The sequence below is a fragment of the Methylobacterium sp. ARG-1 genome (assembly GCF_001262595.1).
In the GTDB taxonomy this organism is placed as follows: Bacteria; Pseudomonadota; Alphaproteobacteria; order Rhizobiales; family Beijerinckiaceae; genus Methylobacterium; species Methylobacterium brachiatum.
Map to the genome: position 1 here is coordinate 151745 of NZ_LHCD01000007.1, position 23707 is coordinate 175451.

21 protein-coding genes are annotated in these 23707 nt (G+C 68.8%); 14 read left to right on the forward strand and 7 right to left on the reverse strand.

The genetic code is table 11. The features are described from left to right. Positions 1-4 precede the first annotated feature (4 nt). The 3 genes from AKJ13_RS10045 to AKJ13_RS10055 all read left to right on the forward strand — a co-directional run bounded on the left by AKJ13_RS10045 (position 5) and on the right by AKJ13_RS10055 (position 4860). On the forward strand, positions 5-979 hold the full coding sequence (locus AKJ13_RS10045) for a xanthine dehydrogenase family protein subunit M (protein WP_050733199.1): 975 nt from the start codon (positions 5-7) through the stop codon (positions 977-979). Positions 980-1000: 21 nt separating this feature from the next. Then, positions 1001-3223, forward strand: a complete 2223-nt coding sequence (locus AKJ13_RS10050; protein WP_050733200.1) for a xanthine dehydrogenase family protein molybdopterin-binding subunit — start codon at positions 1001-1003, stop codon at positions 3221-3223. A 95-nt stretch (positions 3224-3318) separates the two neighbouring features. Next, positions 3319-4860, forward strand: coding sequence for an AMP-binding protein (locus AKJ13_RS10055; protein WP_050733201.1), 1542 nt, complete (start codon positions 3319-3321; stop codon positions 4858-4860). A gap of 229 nt (positions 4861-5089) precedes the next feature. On the opposite strand, the gene AKJ13_RS10060 is transcribed toward AKJ13_RS10055, so the two are convergent. Continuing rightward, the gene (locus AKJ13_RS10060; protein ID WP_050733202.1) at positions 5090-5758 is read right to left on the reverse strand and encodes a glutathione S-transferase family protein; all 669 of its coding nucleotides are present in this window, start codon (positions 5756-5758) and stop codon (positions 5090-5092) included. Between the two features lie 132 nt (positions 5759-5890). Between AKJ13_RS10060 and AKJ13_RS10065 the strand changes: the two genes are divergently transcribed. Beyond that, complete coding sequence (locus tag AKJ13_RS10065; protein WP_050733203.1) at positions 5891-6784, forward strand: LysR family transcriptional regulator; 894 nt, start codon at positions 5891-5893, stop codon at positions 6782-6784. Positions 6785-7079: 295 nt separating this feature from the next. Here the strand turns inward: AKJ13_RS10065 and mgtE are convergent, their stop codons facing one another. Continuing rightward, positions 7080-8450, reverse strand: coding sequence for a magnesium transporter (mgtE, locus tag AKJ13_RS10070; protein ID WP_050733204.1), 1371 nt, complete (start codon positions 8448-8450; stop codon positions 7080-7082). A gap of 425 nt (positions 8451-8875) precedes the next feature. Here mgtE and pqqA (AKJ13_RS10075) point away from each other — a divergent pair, with 425 nt between their 5' ends. The 3 genes from pqqA (AKJ13_RS10075) to AKJ13_RS10085 all read left to right on the forward strand — a co-directional run bounded on the left by pqqA (AKJ13_RS10075) (position 8876) and on the right by AKJ13_RS10085 (position 10326). Next, positions 8876-8965 (forward strand): pyrroloquinoline quinone precursor peptide PqqA, encoded by a 90-nt coding sequence (gene pqqA / locus AKJ13_RS10075; RefSeq protein WP_007559223.1) that lies wholly within the window; start codon positions 8876-8878, stop codon positions 8963-8965. 79 nt (positions 8966-9044) lie between these two features. After that, on the forward strand, positions 9045-9134 hold the full coding sequence (gene pqqA / locus AKJ13_RS10080; RefSeq protein ID WP_007559225.1) for a pyrroloquinoline quinone precursor peptide PqqA: 90 nt from the start codon (positions 9045-9047) through the stop codon (positions 9132-9134). A gap of 349 nt (positions 9135-9483) precedes the next feature. Next, positions 9484-10326 (forward strand): NAD(P)-dependent oxidoreductase, encoded by an 843-nt coding sequence (locus tag AKJ13_RS10085; RefSeq protein WP_348270936.1) that lies wholly within the window; start codon positions 9484-9486, stop codon positions 10324-10326. A gap of 12 nt (positions 10327-10338) precedes the next feature. Here AKJ13_RS10085 and AKJ13_RS10090 read toward each other — a convergent pair whose 3' ends face one another. Next, positions 10339-11586 (reverse strand): nucleoside transporter C-terminal domain-containing protein, encoded by a 1248-nt coding sequence (locus AKJ13_RS10090; RefSeq protein WP_050733205.1) that lies wholly within the window; start codon positions 11584-11586, stop codon positions 10339-10341. A gap of 57 nt (positions 11587-11643) precedes the next feature. Then, positions 11644-12285 carry a TetR/AcrR family transcriptional regulator gene (locus AKJ13_RS10095; RefSeq protein ID WP_050733206.1) on the reverse strand — a complete coding sequence of 214 codons (642 nt, stop codon included), beginning with the start codon at positions 12283-12285 and terminating at the stop codon, positions 11644-11646. A 103-nt stretch (positions 12286-12388) separates the two neighbouring features. Between AKJ13_RS10095 and AKJ13_RS10100 the strand changes: the two genes are divergently transcribed. The 3 genes from AKJ13_RS10100 to AKJ13_RS10110 are packed head-to-tail and all read left to right on the forward strand — an operon-like array spanning position 12389 to position 15626. Next, positions 12389-13240: an SDR family NAD(P)-dependent oxidoreductase gene (locus tag AKJ13_RS10100; RefSeq protein ID WP_050733207.1), complete on the forward strand. Its 852-nt coding sequence runs from the start codon at positions 12389-12391 to the stop codon at positions 13238-13240. A 2-nt stretch (positions 13241-13242) separates the two neighbouring features. Further along, positions 13243-14151 (forward strand): alpha/beta hydrolase, encoded by a 909-nt coding sequence (locus AKJ13_RS10105; protein ID WP_050733208.1) that lies wholly within the window; start codon positions 13243-13245, stop codon positions 14149-14151. Then, complete coding sequence (locus AKJ13_RS10110) at positions 14148-15626, forward strand: NAD(P)/FAD-dependent oxidoreductase (RefSeq protein ID WP_050733209.1); 1479 nt, start codon at positions 14148-14150, stop codon at positions 15624-15626. The genes AKJ13_RS10105 and AKJ13_RS10110 overlap by 4 nt, the downstream gene beginning before the upstream one ends. Here AKJ13_RS10110 and AKJ13_RS10115 read toward each other — a convergent pair. Both AKJ13_RS10115 and AKJ13_RS10120 read right to left on the reverse strand, forming a co-directional pair. Continuing rightward, complete coding sequence (locus AKJ13_RS10115; RefSeq protein WP_050733210.1) at positions 15618-16670, reverse strand: acyltransferase; 1053 nt, start codon at positions 16668-16670, stop codon at positions 15618-15620. The genes AKJ13_RS10110 and AKJ13_RS10115 overlap by 9 nt on opposite strands. A gap of 371 nt (positions 16671-17041) precedes the next feature. Next, complete coding sequence (locus tag AKJ13_RS10120) at positions 17042-19069, reverse strand: EAL domain-containing protein (protein WP_244471573.1); 2028 nt, start codon at positions 19067-19069, stop codon at positions 17042-17044. Between the two features lie 182 nt (positions 19070-19251). On the opposite strand from AKJ13_RS10120, the gene AKJ13_RS10125 reads away from it, so the two are divergent. Both AKJ13_RS10125 and AKJ13_RS10130 read left to right on the forward strand, forming a co-directional pair. After that, on the forward strand, positions 19252-20319 hold the full coding sequence (locus tag AKJ13_RS10125) for a spore photoproduct lyase family protein (RefSeq protein ID WP_050733211.1): 1068 nt from the start codon (positions 19252-19254) through the stop codon (positions 20317-20319). A gap of 51 nt (positions 20320-20370) precedes the next feature. Continuing rightward, a complete protein-coding gene (locus AKJ13_RS10130) occupies positions 20371-20829 on the forward strand; it encodes a nucleoside deaminase (protein ID WP_050733212.1) in 459 nt (152 codons plus the stop codon). 78 nt (positions 20830-20907) lie between these two features. Here AKJ13_RS10130 and AKJ13_RS33070 read toward each other — a convergent pair whose 3' ends face one another. Beyond that, complete coding sequence (locus tag AKJ13_RS33070; RefSeq protein WP_280137108.1) at positions 20908-21522, reverse strand: collagen-like protein; 615 nt, start codon at positions 21520-21522, stop codon at positions 20908-20910. Positions 21523-22428: 906 nt separating this feature from the next. Between AKJ13_RS33070 and AKJ13_RS10140 the strand changes: the two genes are divergently transcribed. Beyond that, the gene (locus AKJ13_RS10140; protein ID WP_244471575.1) at positions 22429-23145 is read left to right on the forward strand and encodes a sugar transferase; all 717 of its coding nucleotides are present in this window, start codon (positions 22429-22431) and stop codon (positions 23143-23145) included. 117 nt (positions 23146-23262) lie between these two features. Continuing rightward, positions 23263-23493 carry a hypothetical protein gene (locus AKJ13_RS10145; RefSeq protein ID WP_050733214.1) on the forward strand — a complete coding sequence of 77 codons (231 nt, stop codon included), beginning with the start codon at positions 23263-23265 and terminating at the stop codon, positions 23491-23493. The last annotated feature ends 214 nt before the right edge of the window (positions 23494-23707 follow it).

A 23707-nucleotide genomic window follows, 5' to 3' on the forward strand; every position in this document is an offset into this window, starting at 1 on the left:
GGACATGAAGGCTTTCACCTACGAGCGTCCCGCCACCGTGCAGGACGCGGCCAAGCTCGCGGCCGAGCGGCCGAACGCGAAGTTCATCGCCGGCGGCACCAACCTGCTCGACCTGATGAAGCTTCAGATCGAGACCCCGGCGACGCTGATCGACGTGAACCGGCTGCCCCTCGACAAGGTCGAGGCGACGCCGGAGGGCGGCCTGCGGATCGGTGCCCTGGTGCGGAACGCGGACCTCGCCGCGGACCCGCGGGTGCGCAAGGATTACGCGGTCCTGGCGAAGGCTCTGCTCGCGGGGGCCTCCGGCCAGCTGCGCAACAAGGCCACCACCGCCGGCAACCTGCTCCAGCGGACGCGCTGCTACTATTTCTACGACACGGCAATGCCCTGCAATAAGCGCGAGCCCGGCTCGGGCTGCTCGGCAATCGGCGGGTTCAACCGGATCATGGCGGTGCTCGGCGCGAGCGAGGCCTGCATCGCCACCAACCCGTCCGACATGAACGTCGCGATGCGCGCGCTCGACGCGACCGTCGAGACGGTCGATCCGGCCGGGCAGGCGCGGACCATCCCGATCGCCGACTTCCATCGGCTGCCAGGCGACACGCCGCAGATCGAGACCGACCTGCGCAAGGGCGAGATCATCACCGCGGTGACGCTGCCGAAGCCCGTGGCCGGCCAGCACATCTACCGCAAGGTCCGCGACCGGGCCTCCTACGCCTTCGCGACCGTGTCGGTGGCCGCAATCATCACAGGCGCCGAAGGCGGCAAACCTACCGCCGCGCGGCTCGCCTTCGGCGGCTTGGCGCACAAGCCCTGGCGCGTGGCCGAGGCCGAGGAGGCGCTGGTGCGGACCGGCTCCGCCGATGCCGCCGCCGACGCCGCTCTGAAGGGCGCCCGCGGCTACGGCGCCAACGACTTCAAGATCCCGCTGACGCGGCGGACCCTGCGCGCCGTCATGGCGCAAGCGACCCGCGCGTAAAATCCAGCAAGGACCAGTCCCATGGAGATGAACCAGCCGATCGGCCGGACGCCCCTCGACGACCGGCCCGACGGCCTCGTCGGCAAGCCGCTGGACCGCGTCGAGGGTCCGCTCAAGGTCACCGGGCACGCCCCCTACGCCTATGAGACCTGCGCCCTGAAGAACCCGGCCTACGGCTACATCGTGCCGGCCTCCATCGCGGCCGGAACGATCCAGGCCATCGACGCCGAGGCCGCCCGCCGGGCCCCGGGGACGATCCTGGTCCTGACCCATGAGAACGTGCCTGAGCAGGGCGAGAAGAAGGAGCAGGTCTGGCCGCAGCTCCAGGGCACCGAGATCAAGTTCTACGGGCAGCCCGTGGCCTTCGTGGTCGCCGAGACCTTCGAGCAGGCCCGGGCCGCCGCGATGCTGGTCAAGGTCCGGTACGACGCGGCCAAGCCCAGGGCGTTGCTGAAGGACAACATGGCGGCGGCCTACGAGCCGAAGCCCATGAACTCGCCCCCGGATTCCAAGCTCGGCGATTTCGACGCGGCCTTCGCGGCGGCTCCGGTGAAGCTTGACGTGGAGTATACGACGCCGCCGCAGATCCACGCCCAGATGGAGCCGCACGCCACAATCGCCTCCTGGGAGGGCGACGGCGTGGTGCTGTACACCTCCAACCAGATGCCGAACCGCGGCCAGAAGGCGCTGGGGTCGGTGCTCAAGCTGGCCCCTGAGAAGGTCCGGATCGTCAGCCCTTATATCGGCGGCGGCTTCGGGGCGAAGCTGCAGGTCCAGCCCGAGGCGACCCTGGCGATCCTGGCTTCCAAGGTCATCCAGCGGCCCGTGAAGGTCGCGCTGACCCGGCAGCAGGAATTTCACGTCGCGACCCATCGCACCGACACGATCCAGCGGATCCGGCTCGGGGCCGACAAGGACGGACGGCTCTCCGCGATCGGCCACGAATCGTGGTCCGACACCGCCGAAGGCGACGGCTTCTTCGAGACCTCCGCCAACGTTACCCGCTCGCTCTACGCGGCGCAGAACCGCGTCACGCGCCACCGGCTCGTCAACCTGAACATGCCGATCGCGTCATCGATGCGCGCGCCGGGCGAGGCCGTGGGTCAGCTCGCCTTCGAGTGCGCCATGGACGAGTTGGCCGAGCACCTGAAGATCGATCCGATCGAGCTGCGGGTGCGCAACGAGCCCGCCGAGGACCCCGAGAAGAAGGTGCCGTTCTCCACACGCCAGCTCGTGCCCTGCATGCGCGAGGGTGCCCGCCTGTTCGGCTGGGACAAGCGCCAGGCGGCGGGCAGCCGGCGCGAGGGCAACTGGCTCGTCGGCATGGGCATGTCGGCGGCCGCCCGGCTCAACCCGCTAATGCCGTCCGCCGCCAAGGTGCGGCTCGGGCCGGACGGCGTCCTGGTCGTGCGCATGGCGATGACCGATCCCGGCACCGGCACCTACACGATCCTTACCCAGATCGCCGGCGAGATGCTGAGCCTGCCCCCCGAGCGGGTGCGGGTCGAAATGGGCGACACCGACTTCCCGTTCGCGGCCGGCTCCGGCGGCTCGTTCGGCGCCGGCTCGTCGGGCTCGGCGCTCTACATCGCCTGCGAGAATTTGCGGGAGGCGCTGCTGAAGGCGGGCGATCTCAACCCGGAGGGCGCGACCTTCCGGGACGGGGCCGTAACGTCCGGGAACCGGACAGAAACCCTGACCGACCTCGCCAAGAACGGCCTGGAGGCGACCGGCGAGATCAAGCCGGGCGAGATGAAGCAGAAATTCTCGCAGTACTCCTACGGCGCTCACTTCGCCGAAATCGGTGTCGACGCCGACACCGGTGAGATCAGGCTGCGAAGAATGTTGGGCGTTTTCACCGGCGGCCGCATCCTCAATGCGAAGACGGCGCGAAGCCAGGCGATCGGCGGCATGACCTTCGGCGTCGGTGCGGCGCTGATGGAGGACGCGGTGGTCGACTCCCGCTACAGCTTCTTCGTCAACCACGACATGGCCGAGTACCACGTGCCGGTCCATGCCGACATTCCGGCGATCGACGCGGTGTTCCTGCCGGAACTCGACGACAAGGCGAACCCACTCAAGAGCAAGGGTCTCGGCGAGCTCGGCATCTGCGGTGCCGGGGCGGCGCTCGCCAACGCGATCCACAACGCCACCGGCATCCGGATCCGCGAGTACCCGATGACCCTCGACAAGGTGCTCAAGGGCTTCGAGGAGCAGGAGGGCCAGACCCAGCGCCGAACCTGACGCGCATCGCATCGGCACCGGCCCCACCCACGGTTGACGGGCGCGGCGCCGATGCGGGACACCCGGGCAAAACCCTTGACCACGGGGAACGCCCTTTGTCCGATGCCCTCCGGCCCCACGATCGTCACCCGCCGGCCCGCTTCAACGCGGCCCGGTATTGCTTGGCCGAGAACGCGCGGCTGCGCGCGGACAAGACCGCCCTGGTGCTGGTCGGCGACGGAACCGCCAGCCGGCTCAGCTTCGGCGCGGTCGACCGGGCGGTGCGCAGCATCGCGGCGGGCCTGCTCGGCCTCGGGCTGAAGCAGGGCGACCGGGTGATGATCCGGATGGGCAACGAGGCCGATTACGTCCTGGTCTATTTCGGCGCCCTGGCGGCGGGCCTTGTGGCGCTGCCGTCCTCGCCGCAGCTCACCGAGGGCGAGGCCGCGTTCCTGATGGAGAATTCCGGCGCGGCGGCGATCGTGGTCGGCGGCGGCTGCACGGTCCCGCCCAAGGCCCTGGGCAACCGGCTTCTGCTCGATGCTGGCGCCGTCGCCGCTCTGAAAGCCGGGCCGGCGCTGCCCGACTACGCCAACACCGCCGCCGACGACCCGGCGATGCTGATCTACACCTCCGGCACCACCAGCCGGCCCAAGGGCGTGCTGCACGCCCACCGGGCCGCCTACGGCCGCTGGCCGATGGTCGCGCACTGGCTCGGGCTCACCGAATCCGACGTGATGCTCCATGCCGGCACCATGAATTGGACCTACACGCTGGGCGTGGGCCTGAGCGATCCGTGGTCGGTGGGCGCCACCGCGGTGCTCTACAACGGCCCCCGCGACCCCGCGGTCTGGCCGCGCCTGATCGCAGAATACGGCGCCACCCTGTTCGCCGCGGTCCCGACCCTCTACCGCCAGATCCTGAAATACGGCGATCTCGCCCGGCACGACCTATCGAGCCTGCGCCACGGCTGCACCGCCGGCGAGCCCCTGTCGGTGGAGCTGCTGGAGGCCTGGACCAAGGCGACGGCCAAGCCGCTCTACGAGGCGCTCGGGATGAGCGAGATCTCCACCTACATCTCCAGCGGCCCGACCATCCCGGTCCGCCCGGGCTCCCCGGGCCGGCCGCAGCCCGGGCGGCGCGTGGCGATCCTGCCGGTGGAGGGCGAGCCCATGCCGTTGCCCGCCGGCGAGACCGGGTTGCTCGCGGTCCACCGCTCGGAGCCGGCGCTGATGCTCGGCTACTGGAACCGTCCCGACGAGGAGGCCGAGGTGATGCGCGGCGACTGGTTCGTCGGCGGCGACCTCGCCCGGCTCGATTCCGACGGCTACGTCTGGTTCGAGGGCCGCAACAACGACCTGATGAAGGCGATGGGCTACCGGGTCTCGCCGAACGAGGTCGAGGCCGTGCTCTCCGCCCACCCGTCCGTGGCGGAGGTCGGGGTGGCCGAGCTGCCGGTCCGCGCCGACGTCTCGGTCATCTGCGGCTTCGTCGTGCTTCAGCCCGGCGCCGAGCCCGACGCGGCGGACCTGCTCGCCTGGTGCGAGAGCCGGCTGGCCGCCTACAAGCGCCCGCGGGAGATCCGGTTTCTGGAGGCCCTGCCCCGGACGGCCAACGGCAAGGTCCAGCGCAAGCGTCTGGTTGCGGCTTTAGGGTGAGACGGTATCTTCCAGTCCGTCCGCAGACAGAGCGATATTGTATCGGAATTTGGGGCTTTTAGGGTCAGAACTTAATCGGCAGAGCCATGCCGATGTCTGAGAAGGGTGGATATCTGCCGGTCCGCTTTCGGACGGCTGAGCGACGACGCGGACATCGCATTTGCGCCCGCTCTCGACCTTTCGCGAAGGTACAGCGCCGGTCGACCGTGAGAGCCGCCGACGCTCTTTTTCATAGTCGGATGCCGGCTGCTTCGAGAGCACCGTCGATACGCGCGTCGACTTCGCTTTTCGTGGCCGCCCAACCCGGTACCGTCTTTAGCAGTCGCTGCTGCCAGGCCACGAGGTTGGGGAACTCGTTCAGCGGGATCTTCGTGCGCTCGTTCTGCGAGAACGGGCCCGCGACATCGAAGTCGGCCAGCGTTAGGCGGTCGCCGACGATGTGGCTGTGCTTCGCGAGGTGCGCGTCCAGCACGCCGGCGGCAGCGCGGATCTTGTCGGCCGCCAGTTTGACGATGCTTTCCTCTGCGGGCTGACCCATGAAGCGCTTAGCAAGCACCTCGTCGAAGGTGAGGGTCGCGAACACGCGCCACTGCTCGCCCGACCAGAACATCCACTGGAGGATCTCGAACCGCTCCCGCGTCGTTCGACCCGCCAAGTCGCTCCCCGCCTTCTCGGCGAGATAGAGATTGATGGCCGCGGACTCGTAAAGGACGAGGTCTCCGTCCACCATCACGGGCGACAGTCCGTGTGGGTTCAACGCCAAGAACTCGGGCGTGTGGCTCTCGCCATTGAAGAGGTCGATGTCCACGACCTCGATGTTCACGCCCATGGCGGCGGCCGCCGCGGTGACGCGGCGCCGGCTGCCGGAGCCTGGGTCGCCGTAGATCTTGATGGCCATTGCAAATCCTTCTCCTATTAGGCTGAGGCTGTGGATGGTCGGGCCGCTGCGACGGCGCCCCGTAGGGGAGGTAGCCTATCCACCTCAGTCGATGTATCCGTTCGCTCCGGAGATCATCTATCCGGAATACGAATGAGCGACCGTTGGCAGGAGATGGCCGTGTTCGTCCGCGTGGCGGAGACCGGCAGCCTCTCGCGCGCGGGACGCGAACTGATGCTCTCGCAACCTTCCGTGTCGCGCATCGTCGGCGCGCTTGAGGCGCGGCTGGGCACGACACTGCTGCTGCGCACCACCCGCAGCATCTCCCTAACGGAAGCCGGCAGCCTGTACCTGGAACGCGCGCGATCCCTCCTCGCGGAGGTCGAGGAGGCCGAGCAGGCGGCCCGGGGAGTGGACTCGCTCCAGGGCGCGATCCGTCTGGCGATGCCGGTGCTCTACGGCTCCCGGGCCGTCGTCCCCGCGCTCACGACGTTCCTGGCCCGGCATCCGGGCCTCCGGATCGAGATCACCATGAGCGACGCGCGCCAAAATCTCGTCACGGACGGGGTCGACATCGCCATCCGCCTCGGCGTCGGCCCGTTGGCAGACTCAACCTTTGGGGCCCGCAGGCTTGCGACGGTCGAACGCTTGGTGGTCGCGTCGCCGGCCTATCTCTCATCCCGCGGCACACCCGTTATCCCGGCCGAACTCGCTCGGCACGATTGCATCGTGCAGCACGGCATGTTCGGTCGCGAGAGCTGGCGCTTCACGCGCGACGGGACCGTCACCACCGTCGATGTCCCCGCGCGCCTCTGGATCAACTCGGCGCCGGGGATCCTGGCCGCTGCGGTGGCCGGGATGGGCATCGCGCTGGCGACTCGCGTCATGGCCGGGGATGAGCTGCGTGCCGGCCAGCTCGTCCAGTTGCTTGAGCCCTATCGGCTCGATCCTGCCGAGGTCTACGCGGTCTTCCCGGCGGGTCCGAGACCGTCTGCGAAGGTGAGAGCAATCATGGATCACCTTGGCGCGTCGCTTAACCAGGGTTGATCGAACATTCTTTGGCCCCGACCAGTGGCGCAATAGGCGTATCGATACCGGAGCAGCGGTGGCGTGTAGGTCCGCTTTTGATAGCCTCGAAGCCTGTCGTATACGGCCAGGTTGTGTCGAAAGCAGACGCCTGACGAAAAATCTAATCGCTAGCAAACACCTAGAACGCTGGAAGCGATTCAGGACCGCAAACATCCACTCCGTCATGCGGGCAACGCGGAGCGGAGCCCGCATGACAGGGTCGCTTGTGCGGCCGACCTCAAGATTTCGGGACCGGTGGCACCGGCGACGCCCCCTACAGCAGCGTCCCACGCAGGATCAGCAGCGCCACAGAGAAATAGATCACCAGCCCGGTCACATCGACCAGGGTCGCCACGAACGGGGCCGAGGCGGTGGCGGGGTCGAAGCCGATCCGCTGGAGGATGAACGGCAGCATCGAGCCGGCGAGCGAGCCGAACATCACGATGCCGACCAGGGCCGCACCGACCGTGGCGGCGACGAGCGGCCAGTGCTCGCCGTAATCGTAGAGGCCGAACTTCTGCCAGGCGACGATCCGGATCACCGCGATGATCCCGAGAATGCTGCCCAGCACGATGCCGGTGGGCAACTCGCGCAGGGCCACCCGCCACCAATCGCTCAGACGGATCTGGTGCAGGGCCAGCGCCCGGATCAGCAGCGAGGTCGCCTGCGAGCCGGAATTGCCGCCCGAGCTCATGATCAGCGGGATGAACAGCGTCAGGACGATCGCCTTCTCCAGCTCGCCCTCGAAGCCCTGCATGGCGGATGCGGTCAGCATCTCGGATAGGAACAGCGCGCAGAGCCAGCCGGCCCGCTTCCGGATCATCGTGAAGAAGCCGATATCCATGTAGGGCTCGGGCAGCGCCTCCATGCCGCCGAAGCGCTGCACGTCCTGCGTCTGCTTCTCGACCATGGCGTCGATCATGTCGTCCACCGTGACGATGCCGATCACGTGGCCGACCGCATCGACCACCGGCAGCGCCAGCAGGTCGTATTTCGAGATCAGCCGGGCGGCCTCCTCGCGGCTCGCCGTGGGCGAGACGGCCAGCGGCCGCCGGCCGGGGGCGACGCTGAGGACGTTGTCGTTCGGGTCGCCCGAGATCAGCCGGCGCAGGGGAACGGCCTTGGTGAGCGCCCGGGTGCGCGGGTCGAGCACGAAGATCGCGTAGATGGTCTCGCGAGTCTTCTCGACGTGGCGGATGTGCTCCAGCGTCTGGCCCACCGTCCAGGTGCCCGGCACCGTGACGAACTCGGTGGTCATCAGCGAGCCGACCGTCTCCTCGCCGTAGGCCGACAAGCGATCGACCGCGCCGCGGGTCTCGGCGTCGAGGCGGGCGCGCAGGTCGGACCGGCCGGGCTCCTCGATCTCGCGGAACACGTCCGTGACCCGGTCGGCCGACATGCCCGAGAGGTAGGCGGCCACCCGGTCGCGCGGCAGCATTTCGATGATGTCGGCCGCGCAGTCGAGCTCCGGCTGGTCGAGAACCTCGATCGCCCGCTCCATCGACAGGCCGAGGATGATCGCCGCGGCGACCTCGGGGGCCTCCTCGTTCAGGGCCTCGACGATGTCGGGGGCGCGCTCGTCCGACAGGCGTGCGGCCAGCACGGACGGGTCGACGCGCGCGTCGATGGGGGCGATCTCGTTCATGGCCTCGCCTCTCGGGTGACGAGACGGCGCGCCGCCGGTCTTGCTGGCTCTCAGGGCCGCGACCGGTGAGCCACGCCGCTTACCCCGCGGCCGGGCCTCTCAGCGGCTCAGGCGGGATGACGGCGCGTCGCCGGGCACGGCAGGCACGATCGGTCTGGCACGTCGCTTCGCTGGTCGATGCTGAAAGGGAGCGCGGCGCCCCCGGATGGACGCCCCGCGCGGCTGCCTCGTGCCCCTGCCGGAAAAATCCGTCAAGCCGAAACCGGGTCCCATCCCGGGCGTCGTGCATGACGGTGCGGCAGCGTTGCTGGAAGGCCGCGGCCGGATCGGGCGGCGTCCATATGAGAAATATAAGTGTTGTGCTCGCTTGTATTGCGCCCAAGATATTGCCTATATGGTCCTCATCAACAGCGAGGAGAAACGCCATGGCTTGGTCTGCCCCGATCGTGTCCGAGATCTGCGTCGGCATGGAAGTCACGAGCTACGAGTCGGCCGAGATCGACACCTTCAACTAAGTCGACCCCGCCCCGGGTCGCTGAATGGTCCGGGGATTGTCGTCGGCATCGTCCCATCGTTCATCTCTTGGAGGAAAACATGGCCTGGTCCGCTCCCGTCGTTTCCGAAATCTGCGTCGGCATGGAAGTCACCAGCTACGAGTCGGCTGAGATCGACACGTTCAACTGAGACATCCATCCACCGGATGGTTTGGGGCGCCGCTTCACACGAAGCGGCGCCTTTTTTGTGCGCGCAGGCCTGGCGGACGATCTTGATCACCTGCGCAGGATCGGATTTCTTCAGGCGATCTCATTCCGGGTAGTCGCTGACGGCGGGAGCCTTGCCGGATGCTTCCACACGTCCCGGCGATCCCCGATGCGGGAGCCCCGGTCCCCAAAGGTCGGGCCATTCACGTCCTGCTCTCCGGTTCCTCCGGCTGGCTCGGCCGGTTCCTCGCCCCGCGCCTGCGCGCCCGCGGCCATCGGGTGACCGGCCTCGACGTAGCCCCGGGCCTGAGACCGATCTGGTCGGCTCCGTGGTGGATCGCGGCACCGTCAGCCTGGCGTTCGATCGCGGGATCGAGGCCGCGATCCATGCCGGCGCCCTGCATAAGCCCGACATCGTGCGCTACTCGGCGCAAGCCTTCATCGACGGCATCGTCACGGGAACGCTGAACCTGCTCGAGGCTGCGGTCTCCGCCGGCGACGACCGCTTCGTGTTCACCTCCACGACCTCGCTGATGATCAGCCAGGCGATCCGCGACGAGGCCGGCGAGGCCGCAATCTGGCTGGACGAGACCAGCGGGCCGCTGGCGCCGCGCAACATCTACGGGGTGATTAAGCTCGCCGCCGAAGGCCTGTGCCGCCTCTACGCCGCCGAGCGCGGGCTGGCCTGCGTGGTCCTGCGCACCGCCCGGTTCTTCCCGCAGGAGGACGACACGCACCGGGTGCTGTCCGGCGAGAACCTCAAGGCCAACAAGTTCCTAAACCGGCGCCTGACCGTCGAGGACGCCGCCGAGGGGCACGTCGCGGCGCTGCTGCGGGCCCCCGAGATCGGGTTCGGCCTGTTCCTCCTCTGCGCGCCGACACCGTTCGACCGCGCCGAGGCACGAGACCTCAAGCGGGACGCCGCAACCGTCATTGCGCGCCACTTCCCCGACGCCGCGGAGCTCTACGCCCGGAGAGGCTGGACGCTGCCGGTCAGCATCGGCCGGGTCTACGTTTCGCGTCTCGCCGAGACGGCGCTCGGCTTCCGCTGCCGGACCGGATTCGCCGAGGTCCTGGACGCAGTGCGGGACGGGCGCGGCCTGCCCTTCGCGCACGACCCGACCTCCCTGTCCCCGAAAGAAATCGGGCTGGAACGCTACGCTTTCGGCCGTTGACGCCCCCGCCCCTCAGGCCACGAACATCCCGGCGATCGCCGCGCTGGTCAGATTCGCGAGGGTCCCGGCCAGGATCGCGCGCAGCCCGTAGCGGGCGACCTCGGCGCGGCGCTCGGGGACCAGGCTGGAGAAGCTCGCGAGCTGGATCGCGATCGAGGCGAAATTGGCGAAGCCGCACAGGGCGAAGCAGACGATCACCTGGGAACGCGGGTCGAGAGTGTCGGCCTTCAGGGTCGGCGACAGGTTGGCGTAGGCGAGGAACTCGTTGAAGGCGATCTTCTGGCCGATCGCGCCGCCGACCAGCGGTGCGTTCTCCCAGGGCACGCCGAGCAGCCAGGCGAGCGGCGCGAGCGCCCCGCCGAGCACGCCCTCGATCGAGGCCGCCGGGTAACCGGCCAGACCGCCGACATAGCCGACGATCCCGTTCGCCAGGGCGATGAGTCCCACGAAAGCGATCAGCATCGCGCCGACCGAGACCGCGACCGCGAGCCCCTTCTGCGTGCCGTCGGCGGCCGCCTCGATGATGTTGGCCGCCCGGATCTCGCCGAACTCCACCCGGGTGGTGGCGATCCGGGTCGGCTCGACCGAGGGCATCAGGATCTTGGCGTAGAGCAGGCCCCCGGGGATCGCCATCACGGAGGCGGCCAGCAGGTAGGTCATCGGCACACCGAGGGCCGCGTAGCCCGCCAGGATGGACCCGGCTGTCGAGGAAGCGCCGCTCGCCATCACGGCGAACAGCTCTGCCCCGGTGAGCAGCGGCAGAAACGGGCGCAACGCCACCGCGATCTCGCTCTGGCCGATGGCGATGGTGATCACCGCCGAGAAGGATTCGATCGGCGAGGTGCCCAGAATCCGCCGGAGCACCGCGCCGAGACCCCGGGCGAGCACCTGCATCACGCCGACATGGTACAGGACCCCGATCAGCGCCGAGACGTACAGGATCTGCGGCAGCACCCGCAGGGCCAGGATGAATCCCGAGCCCCCGAACAGCTCGAACATCTTCGGCTCGACCAGCCCGCCGAACAGGAACGCGGTGCCGCGGTCACCGTAGGAGAGCCCCGTCACCACGACGTCCGCGGCGGCCTTCAGCGCGGCCTGCCCGGCGGGCAGGAACAGGACCAGCGCGCCGAGCCCGACCTGCAGCGCCAGAGCGGCGAGCACCACCCGGAGGCGGATCGCCCGGCGGTTGTTGGAGCACAGGGCGGCGATCGCCAGCAGCAGCAGGATGGAGAGGCCGGCATGGATCAGGCGGTCGGGCATCGCATCCTTCGGGTCCGAGCTTGACCACCGGATGGAAGGTTCGGGCCAACCGGCCCGTCAATCCGGATTGTCCATGACGAGGTAGGGAGCAAACAGGTCGCTGACCTGCGCGAAGCCCCAGTCGAGATCGGCCTGGGTCAGCTCGGTGCTGCCCTGGAGCCGGTGGCTCATCCAGTGGCTCGACACGATCCAGACGTTGTCGATCAGCCGCCCCAGGGCATCCGGCGCGATCCGCAGCCGTCCGGCCCGAACCGCCGCCTCGAACACGCCGCGGGCGAGCGCCTGCGTCCGCGCCCGCAGGGCATGGACCCGCGGGCGCAGCGCCGGGGCGATCTCCACCATGGCGATCCCGTCCCGATAGATGCAGCGATAGCGCCAGATCAGGTCGAACCAGCCCCGCTGATAGGCGAGCAGCGCCTCAGGGGCGGCGAGGTCGTCCGGCATGCGCCCGGCCACCGTCTCGGCCTCTTCCTCGAAGGCGGTGAACAGCGCCTCCACCAGCCCGCTCTTGCGCGGATAATGGTATTGCAGATTGCCCTCGCGGATCCCGGATGCCGCGGCGATCTCCGCCGTGGTCACCCGGCCCAGGCCGCGGGCGTTGAACAGCGCCAGGCTCTGCGCGAGAATTTTTTCGCGTGTCCCCGTGGGCCGTTCCGCGCCGTCGCCCCCTCGCCTCCTGCGGCCCTCGCCTCGCAGCATCACACTCGATTCCCGTTTTAGGGTATCCACCCTAGACAATCCGCGCGGCTGGGGCTATCCCCATGGCGTCGTCGGGCAAGCTCGGCGGAACGGGAGGTGAGGCTTGGCCCAGAAACTCCAACTCGCGGGCGCGGTCGTGCTCCTCACCGGCGCGGCGAGCGGCATCGGCGCCGCCCTGGCGCAGGGCTTGGCGGCCAAGGGCTGCAGCCTTCTGCTGGTGGACCGGGACGCGGCGGGCCTCGAGGCCGTCGCCGGAAAGGCCCGCGCAGCCGGTGCCGCCGTGGAGACCCGGGTCCTCGACCTCGCCGACGCCGAGGCGATCCAGAAGCTCCCGGACTGGGCCGAGGCGCGCTTCGGCCGCCTCGACGTCCTGATCAACAATGCCGGCGTCGCGCTGGGCGGGCGGTTCGACGAGACGCATCTCGACGATTTCGAGTGGCTGATGGACATCAACCTGCGCGCCGTCGTGCGGATGTGCCACGCTTTCCTGCCGATGCTGCGTGCCCGGCCGGCGGCCCAGATCATCAACCTGTCGAGCCTGTTCGGGCTGATCGCGCCGCCCGGCCAGGTCGCCTACGCGACCAGCAAGTTCGCCGTGCGCGGCTTCACCGAGGCCCTGCGGCACGAATATGCCGGCACCGGACTCGGGGTCACGGTGGTCCATCCCGGCGGCGTCGCCACCGCCATCGCCCGCAGCGCCCGCAGCCCGCGCCCGCCGACGGACCCGGAAGCCGCCGAGCGCGCCCGAGTGGAGGACGAGAAGGCGCGCGAGGCGTTCGGCAAGCTGCTGACGCTCTCGCCCGAGGAGGCCGCGGCCACGATCATCCAGGGGATCGAGCGTCGCCAGCCGCGCATCCTGATCGGCAAGGATGCGCGCAGCGCCGCCCTGATTCAGCGCCTGATGCCGGTGGGCTACTGGAAAACGATCGTGCGCCTGTCCGGCGGGAAGGTCTGAGCATGGCGAGCCTACGCGCCTATCTGGGCACCTGGATGGTCCGCAACAAAGTGCGCGGCCCCCTGTCGAAGGCCCGGGACGCGGCCGCGTTCCGCCGGATCTTCGAGGCGCCGGCCTTCCCCGACCCAAAGGGCGTCACCTACGAGCCCGGCACTTTGGGCGGGGTGCGGGGGGAATGGGTCCGGCCGAAATCCGGATTGGGTCTGCGGATGCTCTACATCCATGGCGGCGGCTTCATCGCCTGCTCGCCGCGCACCCACCGGCCGGTGACCGGCGCGCTGGCCAATCGCGGCTTCACGCTCTTCGTCCCCGATTACCGCCTCGCCCCCGAGCACCCGTTCCCGGCTGCCGTGGAAGACGTGATGGCGGTCTGGCAAGCGTTCGGCGCCGAGGGGCCGGCCTGCGTCGCCGGCGAGTCCGCGGGCGCCAACATGGCCCTGGTGCTGATCGGCGAGGCGCGCGCCCGCGGCCTGCCGATGCCCTGGGCGGCCGCCCTGTTCTCGCCGGCCACCGACTTCGTCTCTGAGGACGGATCGCGGCGCACCAATGCCTGGCGGGACGCGATGTTCGACCCCGGGGCGCTGGCGGTGATCCGCACGATGTATCTCGGCGATGCCGATCCGGCCGATCCGCGGATCTCGCCGATCTTTGCCGATCCGACCGGCTACCCGCCCCTGCTGTTCCACGTGGGCGAGCGCGAGGTCCTGCGCGACGACTCGATCCGCATGGCCGAGAAGGCCCGGGCGGCCGCGGTCGTGACCGAGCTGAAGCTCTTCCCGGTCGTGGCCCATGCCTGGCAGTTCGCCGCCCATATGCTCCCGGAGGCGCGGACCTCGCTCGGCGAGGCCGCGGCCTTCCTCAAGGCCCACGCGCCGCAGAACGCGGCCGGATCGGGGAGTTCGCCGCGATGAAAGCACCTGCGACCGAGCCCGCCTCCGAGCCCCTGGAAGTCCTGATCGTCGGCGCCGGCTTCTCCGGCCTCGCCATGGCGATCCGCTGCCGGCAGGCCGGGATCGGTCCGATGCGGGTGATCGAGAAGGCCGAGGATATCGGCGGCACCTGGCGCGAGAACACCTATCCGGGGGCGGCCTGCGACGTGCCCTCGCACCTCTATTCCCTGTCCTTCGCCCCCAAGCCCGACTGGACGCGGATGTACGCCCCGCAGCCGGAGATCCAGGCCTATCTGTGCGAGACCGCCGAGCGCCATGGGCTGATGCCCCTGATCCAGCTCGGCACCGCCTTCTCCGGCGCGACCTGGGACGAGGCGCACGCGCTCTGGCATGTCGAGACCGATCGCGGGCCGATCACGACCCGCGCGATCGTCTCCGCCATGGGCGGCCTGCACCATCCGGCCTATCCCGACCTGCCCGGCCGGGACGCCTTCGCGGGTCCGGCCTTCCACACCGCGGCGTGGGACCATTCTGTCGACCTGGCGGGCAAGCGTGTCGGTGTGATCGGCACCGGGGCAAGCGCGATCCAAGTGGTGCCGGAGATCGCCAAGGTCGCCGGCCACCTGACCCTGTTCCAGCGCACGCCGCCCTGGATCATGCCCAAGCACGATCACGCCATCGCGGACTCCACCAAGGCGCGCTACCGGCGCCTGCCGTTTCTCCGGCGGCTTGAGCGGGCGCGCCTGTTCTGGTTGCACGAGCTGCGCGCCTTCTTCGGCTTCACCAAAGTCTCGACACTGACCAAGCAGGCCGAGGGCCTGGCCCGCCACCACCTCGCCAAGGCGGTGCCGGACCGGGCCCTGCGGGCCAAGCTGACGCCGAACTACCGCCTCGGCTGCAAGCGCGTCCTGATCTCCGACGAATATTACCCGGCCCTCCAGCGCCCCAACGTGGCCCTCGCGACCGGCGACATCGCCCGGATCACGGAGGCCGGCGTCACCACCGTAGACGGCCGGGCGCACGCTCTCGACGTGATCGTCTACGCCACCGGCTTCGACGTCACCGGCAGCTTCGCCCGGATGAACCTCGTCGGGCGCAACGGCCAGCGCCTCGCGGAGGCTTGGTCCGACGGGATGGGTGCCTATCAGGGCATCACGGTCGCGGGATTCCCGAACTATTTCATGCTGCTCGGGCCCAATACCGGGCTCGGGCACAACTCCATCATCTCGATGATCGAGATCCAGGTGCGGCACGTCCTCGACTGCCTGGCGGCGCTGCGCGGCGGCGCCCGGGCGATCGAGGTCCGGCCCGAGGCGCAGGCCCGGTTCCTCGATTGGATCCGGACCCGACTGGCCGACAGCATCTGGCAGAGAGGCGGCTGCCGCAGCTGGTACCTCGATGCCCAGGGCCGCAACACGACCCTGTGGCCCGACTCGGTGATGGCCTACCGCCGCAGCGCGCGGCGGGCGCGGATGGCGGATTACCGGCTAGGTTAGAGGTCGCGGGCGATCGGAGGCCAAGGCCCGCGTCAACACCCTGCGTATCGGGCGATCATACAACCGATCCAGCGCATAGGCGGTCCCGGTGCAGAGAAGCGCGGCCAGCACGGCGACGAAGACCGGGCGATTCTCCATGTGGAGGATCTTCACCGAGCCGACCATGAAGTGCAGGATCGGCACATGGATGGCATACAGGGGATAGGATAACCCGCCCGCGGCCCTGAACAGCGCCCGTTCCTTGCGATAATCCGAGCCGGCCGCGAGATAGATGATCGCGGGCAGCAGAAAGAGGATTACAAACACATCGAATAACGGGCCGACGTCCGGAACGAATAGAACGGCGATGAGCAGCACCGCTGCGATCTCCGGCAGAAAGCCACCCTTGTCGGGCTCAGGCCGGTATCGCCACAGAACGACACCGATGAAGAACCCGAATCCCGCCCGGGCGAGACCGCCCAGATAGGTGGGCCACGTGGCGCCGAGATCGGCCGAGCCATTCTCCAGTGCGAAAGCGTAGATGGCGACGGCAGATACGAGCGCAACGATCAGCAAGATCCAGGACCGCGCCTTATAAAAGAAGGCCGCCCAGACGAGATTCATCAGGATCTCGAGCGACAATGACCATAACGGCGTATTGGTCGTGAAGATCGTATCGGTCGGAGCCGGGCTGGACCACGGCTTCGGCAGCAGCGCCGTGTTGAACACCGTTCCGACGACGATATCGAACAGGCTGTATTGCGAATAATTCTGAGTATAAAATCTAATTAGGAAATATAAGCTTCCGATGGAGAGTCCGAGCACGCTGAGCGGAAGCATCCGGATTAGTCTCAGCCGCATGAAATCGACCAGTGGCATCGCGTCAAGCCGCGCAGCGTAAGCGTGGGATAGGACGAAGCCGCTCAAGACGAAGAAGAAATCGACCGCCAGATAGCCATGCGGTGCGAGCGGGAGCCCGATGATGGAGAAATGAAAGATCATGACCCCGACTGCAGCGGCCCCTCTGAGCCCGTCGAGGACCTCATATCGCACCTCGGAGGCCATAGGTCATAACTCGATATAGTCAAATATTAACCAATTTAAGTTATCGTTCGGGGCGCGTGTCAAGTTCTTTGCGGCGTGAAGTCTGTTAAAAGGTCATATTTTTCGACAGCGGCGCCCCCTCTCCATGGGGATCACCTACCGGTTGCATCGATAAATAGAATACGGTCTTCAGTTGTCCCAACGCGCCTCTGACGCGTCGACATCGATCATGCCGCTTCGGCGATGCGGTGTGAGATCAGGACTTCCCGAGGAGCGGACCCTTCCACGACACGACGATCGCAACGAAGCACCTCGGCGTTGCTTTGGCTTTGGACGGCAGCGGCGCACCGGTCGCGCCGGCGGCGTCCGCCAACCGTTCAAACCCTCCCGCCTCAGGCCGCCTGCGGCTGCTGGGCGAACAAGACGGCTTCGAGATCCTGCACCGGGCTGGGCCGCCCGAGATGATAGCCCTGCAGGAACGGGCAGCCCATGGATTGCAGCATCTGCAGATCCTCCTGCGTCTCCACGCCCTCGGCCACCACCTCGAGCCCGAGCAGCGTGCCAAGGCCCAGAACGGCCAGGACCAGCCCGCGCTTGTCGTCGGAGGCGCTGAGCCCGGTGACGAAGTTCCGGTCGATCTTGATCCGGTCGGCCCGCAGCTGGCGCAGCGAGGACAGCGACGAATAGCCGATCCCGAAATCGTCGAGCGCCACCCGGATACCCGCGCGCGAGATGGCCTGCAGCTTGCCCTGCACCGCGCCGAGATCGAGGGCGGTCTCTTCGGTGATCTCGATTTCCAGCATCTCGGCCGGCAGGCCCAGGGTGACGAGGCGCTCGATCACGATCTCGTCCACCGGAATCTGCGCCATCTCCCGGGGCGACACGTTCATCGCAACGCGGACGGTGCCGAGCCCCCGGGCACGCAGGATCTGCATCATCCGGCAGACCCGATCGAGGATGAAGCGCAGGAGCGATTCGGTCAGCCCCGCCATCGTGGCCGCGGCGATCAGGTCGGGCGGCGAGATCCAGCCGAGGCGCGGATGGCGCCAGCGCACCAGCGCCTCCAGCCCGACCAGGGTCCGGGCATCGAGGGCGTAGATCGGCTGGAACCACACCTCGAGGGCGTTCTCGACCAGCGCGTGCGAGAGGTCGCGTTCCAGGTCGCGCCGCATCTCCAGGCAGCTGCGCAATCCGGCGTCGAACAGGCGGAAGCGGTTCCGCCCGACCGCCTTCGACGCGTACAGCGCCTCGTCGGCGCAGCTCAGCATCTCCATGAGGCTGGGCTCGGGCTCGGCGTGAATGCCGATGCTGACCCCGACCCGCCCCTCGTCGAACCCGTCGAAGGGCTCGGCGATGGCAGCGATGAGGCCGGCGGCCAGGGCCGCGTAGGTCACGCCGGTCGCCGAGGGATCGTAGAGCACCGCGAACTCGTCGCCGCCGAGCCGGGCGGCCAGGCCGCCCGGCGGCAGGGCGGTCCGCAGCCGGCGGGCCACCTCGACCAGCACCCGGTCGCCGGTCTGGTGGCCGTAGACGTCGTTGACCGATTTGAAGCCGTCGAGGTCGAGGAGCAGCAGGCAGGCGGTCCCGGCGTTCCGGTGAGCTTCGGTCTGCTGGATGAAGCCGGCGCGATTGAGCAGGCCGGTCAGGTCGTCATGGGTCGCGCGCCAACGCATCTCCTCGACGAGCGCGTTGGCGCTGGCCTGCGCGTCCGCCCGGGAGCGGGCCAGCGCGGTGGCCTCGTTCTTCAGCCGGCTCGCCTCGCGAAAACCGGCCTCGCCCTGGAACGCCGCCCGCGACAGGGCGGCCAGATAGAGCAGCACACAGAGCGCCAGGCAGCTCTGGTCGAACCCGCCGGCAGCGAACAGGCAACAGGCCACCGACAGCAGCGGCAGCAGGATGAAGCAGACCGGGATCCGGGCATAGGCGGTGCCGTGGGTGACCGCGCCGGCGGTGATGCCGCAGGTGATGATGAGGTAGAACAGGGTCTGGGCGGAGGTGTAGCCGGCACAGAGCAGCGGCTGAAAGGCCCAGACGAGCCCCGACAGCAACGCCGCCAGGGTGCAGGCGCGCAGATGCCCATCGAGCGAGCGCGCGGCCTCCGCGGCCATGTCGGGGGGCATCGCGGCGGTCAGGGCGAGCCCCGGACAGGTGGTCCTGCACAGAGCGATGCGCAGGAGGTTGGCACCGGTCGAGGCCGCGTACCAGATCAGCCCGGCGCGGCCGTTGCCCGCCTGGAACGCCACCAGCACGCTGGCGAGGCCTAGCAGCATGTTGACTGGAATGGCGGTGAGGACGCTGCGCCGTACGGCCTCGAGCTGATCCCGACGGACAAGCGCCTGCGGCCGGCGATCCGGATCGTCGGACGTCGCACCAGGGGCCGCCAGCCCAGGAGCGCGCCCCTCCAGGTCGTGAAGCGTCATCGTGCGTCCAATCCGAGGCGCACGGATTATCGACCCAGAGTCGTAAGAGAGTGTTGAACGTGTTGATCGGTTGAATCGACCGACGCGGTCTGTGGACTTGGGACCCCGCGTCGCAAGCCATTCCGGTGCCGCCACACCGCGCCATATCCGATCCCGGGCCGCCGCCGGGCCCCGGATCCGCCATGGCCCTCACCAGCGACCTCCTCGACATCCGGACGATCTATCACGAGCCCAATGTCGGCGAGTTCCCGATCGGTCACGAGATCCTGGCGCGCTTTCCCGATGCCGAGCGGATCCCCGTGCCGTCGCACTGGAACATCCCGGCGCTCCACGGCAATGCCGGCTCGGTGGAGGATTGGGTGCGCATCAAGCGCTCCACCCTGGTGCTCGGGGTGAAGAAGGGCCTGACCATGCGCCCGAACGGCCGCAGCGCCCATTTCATCGCGCCCTCGACCTCGAACGGCTGCGCCATGGCCTGCGCCTATTGCTACGTGCCGCGGCGCAAGGGCTTTTCGAACCCGATCTCGCTGTTCGTGAATATGGACCAGGCCTGCGCGGCGATCGCCCGGCATGCCGAGCGGCAGGGCCCCCTGCCGGAGCCCGACACGATCGACCCGGCCTACTGGATCTACGATATCGGCGAGAACGGCGACCTCTCCGTCGATGCGGCGGTGAGCACCGGCGTGCGCACCCTGGTCGAGCGCTTCCGCACCCTGCCGAACGCCAAGGCCTCCTTCGCCACCAAGGCGGTCAACCGCGACCTCCTCGCCTACGACCCGCAGGCCAAGACGCGGATCCGGTTCTCGCTCATGCCCGCCCGGATCGCCAAGATCGTCGACGTGCGCACGAGCCCGATCCCGGAGCGGATCGCCGCGATCAGCGATTTCGTCGCCGCGGGCTACGAGGTCCACGCCAATTTCTCGCCGGTGATCCTCTACGAGGGCTGGGAGGCGGATTGGCGCGCGCTGTTTGCCGAGATCGACGACACGCTCTCGGACGCCGCCAAAGCCCAGCTCAAATGCGAGATCATCATGCTGACCCACAATGCGGGCCTGCACGACGTCAATCTCGGCTGGCACCCCAAGGCTGAGGACCTGCTGTGGCGGCCGGACATCCAGGAGGCGAAGGTTTCGGAGGGCGGCGGCACCAACCTGCGCTACCGGACCGGGTGGAAGGGGAAATGGCTCGCCCGGTTCAAGGCCCTGCTGGCCGAGACCCTGCCGTACTGCACCGTGCGCTACGCCTTCTGAACTCCCGGGCCGACGGCGCGTTGGGGCGCGGGTTCAGGGAAAGGCGCAGGGATGTCCGAGCACGAAGCCTATATCCGCGAGGCGGTCGCGCTGGCCGAGGCGAATGTCGGGGCCGGCGGCTCTCCCTACGGTGCGGTCATCGTGCGGGACGGCGCGGTGCTGGTCCGGGCCGCGAACACGGTGCACGCCACCAACGACCCGAGCGCCCATGCGGAGATGGTGGCGCTGCGCGAGGCCAGCCAGCTGCTGGCCAGCCGCGACCTCTCCGATTGCGTGATGTATGCGAGCGGCCGCCCCTGCCCGATGTGCCACGCAGCGATGCGGCTCGCCGGCTTCCGCGAGGGCTACTTCGCCTTCTCGGCCGAGGAAGCCGAGGAGCACGGGGCTGGCAGCGCGGCGATCTACGCGGAGCTGTGCCGCCCCCTGGACGAACAGCCGATGCGCCTCAGCCAGATCCGCCCCGCGGGCGCGGCGCCCTATGCCGCGTGGCGGGCGCAGCGCGAGGCCTGAGGCCTGCCTGAAGCCGCTTTTCCGATCCGCGGCGGCGTGCGGGAATCCCCGCGGACCGGCACGCCTCCGTAACGGCCGCTAGTAGCGATCATCCGCGGAAACTCCCGCTCCGGGGTCCGACGGGGCCGTATCGTCGGTGCCCGGCGCCGGTTCCCGCAGCGGAGGAGTCGCGCGGGGCTTGGACACCGAGCCCGTCCGGGTCGGCGAGGGCTTGGCTTTGACGGCGAGGCTCGGGGGCGCCGCCTTACCGATCGGTCCGGGTACACCTTGCGGGCCGCGTGGTCCGGGCGGACCTGCCGGCCCGGCGCTGCCCACGGGCCCCTCCGGCCCCGGCGGACCGCGCTCACCAGGCGGGCCGACCGAGCCGTCGGCGCCCGGGGGGCCGGGCGGTCCCATCGCGCCCCGGGGGCCGGGCTCGCCCCGGGTCCCCGCCTCGCCGCGCGGCCCAGGCGGTCCGGGAAGCCCCGGCGCCTGCTGGCCGCATTCGCCCACGACGACGCTGCGCACCTGTTTGGGGGTCCGCAGCGTCGCGATGCAGGTGGCCGGATGATAGACCACGTGAAACTCGAAGGCGCCCCGGCTATCGGTGCGCTGCGGGAACTGGCCGTCGAGGGTGATGTCCGTCTCCGGCTCTCCGGTATTGCCCAGGACCCACAGGTCGCCGGCCGTGATCTTGGCGGCATCGATGCGCATATCCGCCTTGGCCGGCGCGATACAGACGATCAACGCCGCAAAGACCGGAAACACGTTCCCGTACCGGCGCGATAGACACATGGCGGGTCCCGCGTTCTTCATATCGGCAACATGCCGCTCCTTTTCGGATTCGCAATAACGCGGCGTAAGTTCGATGTGAAAAGCGACGTTTTAGCGAGCTACACGCCCGAATTCGGTATTCGCATGGCTGACATGCGCCATATGGCCGAAGGCTCGCACTTTCGTGTGACCGGTACAGCCTTATCCGGGTGCGGTCGCGCACAGGACGGTACGCTGATCGGTCACGCCATACGGGCGTCGTCGTCACTGGTTCCGCTGCTGGAACGGTCCTTTTCTGGAGCGCTGCGTCGCTCGGCCCAGTCGCGCCCCCCGCGATAGGGCTGTCCGACGCGCGCCGTGTCGGATGGCGAATTTCCGTTCCTTCGCGATGCAACGGTTTTGGCAGGTTGTTCGTTTGGGGGTTCGGCGCTGCACCATGAGCGCCCGACCCGTCGTGGCCACGCTTCAAGGCCGCCAGCAGCGTGTGCGGATTCCGCTTGTGCGGCGCACAATCGAATGCTGCGTAAGTTGTTGTCCGGTCCGTTGTTTCGGACGGACTGCGCCGGGGATTCAGTATCAACTACTGAACGTGAGGTTTGCGCGACAACCCCGCCTATGGCGGCTTAATCCCCGTTCAATATGCACTTTTTTACAAAGCTAACCTGTTTAGGTACGGTAAATAAAATAGCTACCGCCTTGTCAGCCCCTTAATTGGCGTCTATAAGCCCGGCACTAACTAATCATTAACCACCCGCCATTGGCCTCAAACGAGGATCTGAGACCATGCAGGGTCATGCCGAATCCCCCACATCCACGGGCGCCTCTGCGCCGCACCATAGGGTTGAGATGTCCGATGTGGCCGATCAGATTGTGGATCAGGTGAGCGAGGCTGCGGAGGCCGTGGCGGAGGCGGTTCTGCCGGAGACGCCGTTCGTGGCCCGGGGGCTTCGGCTGGACTGGGCGGCCAAGCGCGGTCTCGACATCGGGGTCGCGGCGACCGCGCTGTTCCTGTTGCTGCCGCTGATGCTGCTGATCGCCGCCCTGGTCTGGGCCGGCGACCGCAAGGCGCCGATCTTCCGGCACACCCGGCTCGGCCGGGACGGGCGCAGCTTCGGCTGCCTGAAGTTCCGCTCGATGGTCACCGACGGCGAGGCGGTGCTGGCCGTGCATCTGGCCGCCAGCCCCCGGGCCCGGGCGGAATGGGCGGCCACGCACAAGCTCAGCGACGACCCGCGCATCACCGCCATCGGCCAGGTGCTGCGCAAGACCTCCCTCGACGAGTTGCCGCAGCTGTGGAACGTGCTGCGCGGCGAGATGAGCCTGGTCGGGCCGCGCCCGATCGTCCAGGCCGAGGTCGCCCGCTACGGCCGGGCGTTCGCCACCTGCTTTGCGGTGCCGCCGGGCGTCACCGGGCTGTGGCAGGTCTCGGGCCGGTCCGACACCAGCTACGCCGAGCGCGTGGCTCTGGACCTGGACTATGCCAGCCGGTGGAGCCTGCGCCGGGACATCGCGATCATGCTGCGCACCGTCCCGGCCGTGCTCGCCCAGCGCGGCAGCAAGTAACGCGGCCGCCGCGCCGCGGGACGCGCGGGGGCCGGCCGGGATCGGTCCGGCTCCGGCGGGTGCGGGCCGGGACCGCCCGAGAGGTCGCATCGCCCGAGAGGTCGCGACGAGATCGCCATGAAGGGTCTTCTGCTGAACGCGCTGCTCGGGCTGGGTCTGGGGCGGTTCGGCTCGGTCTGGGGCCTGCCGGTGTTCCTGCCGGTGGTGGCGGTCGAGCTGGCCTACGGGTTCCACGTGCATCACCTGAGCGTGGGCGGCGGGCTGCGACGCGGGGCGGCGCTGCTGATCTGCGGCCAGCTCGGCTTCCTGCTCGGGGCGCTGCTGCGGCCGCTGCCGGGCGAGCGCTGAGGCCCGGCCGGCTCGGGTTGGTGAACGATTTGCGCACCGGTCGGGCCACGCCGGGTCTGCGCGGCGGGAGGGGTCAGCCTTGGACGAGAACGATCCGCACTGGGACGCCGACCCGCTCTGGTACGACCGGGCCGAGGCGGACACGCCGCCGGGCCGGGTGGTGGAGGGTCTGGCGTATCTGGTCCTTCTGGTCCTGGCGGGTGTGGCCTGGGGG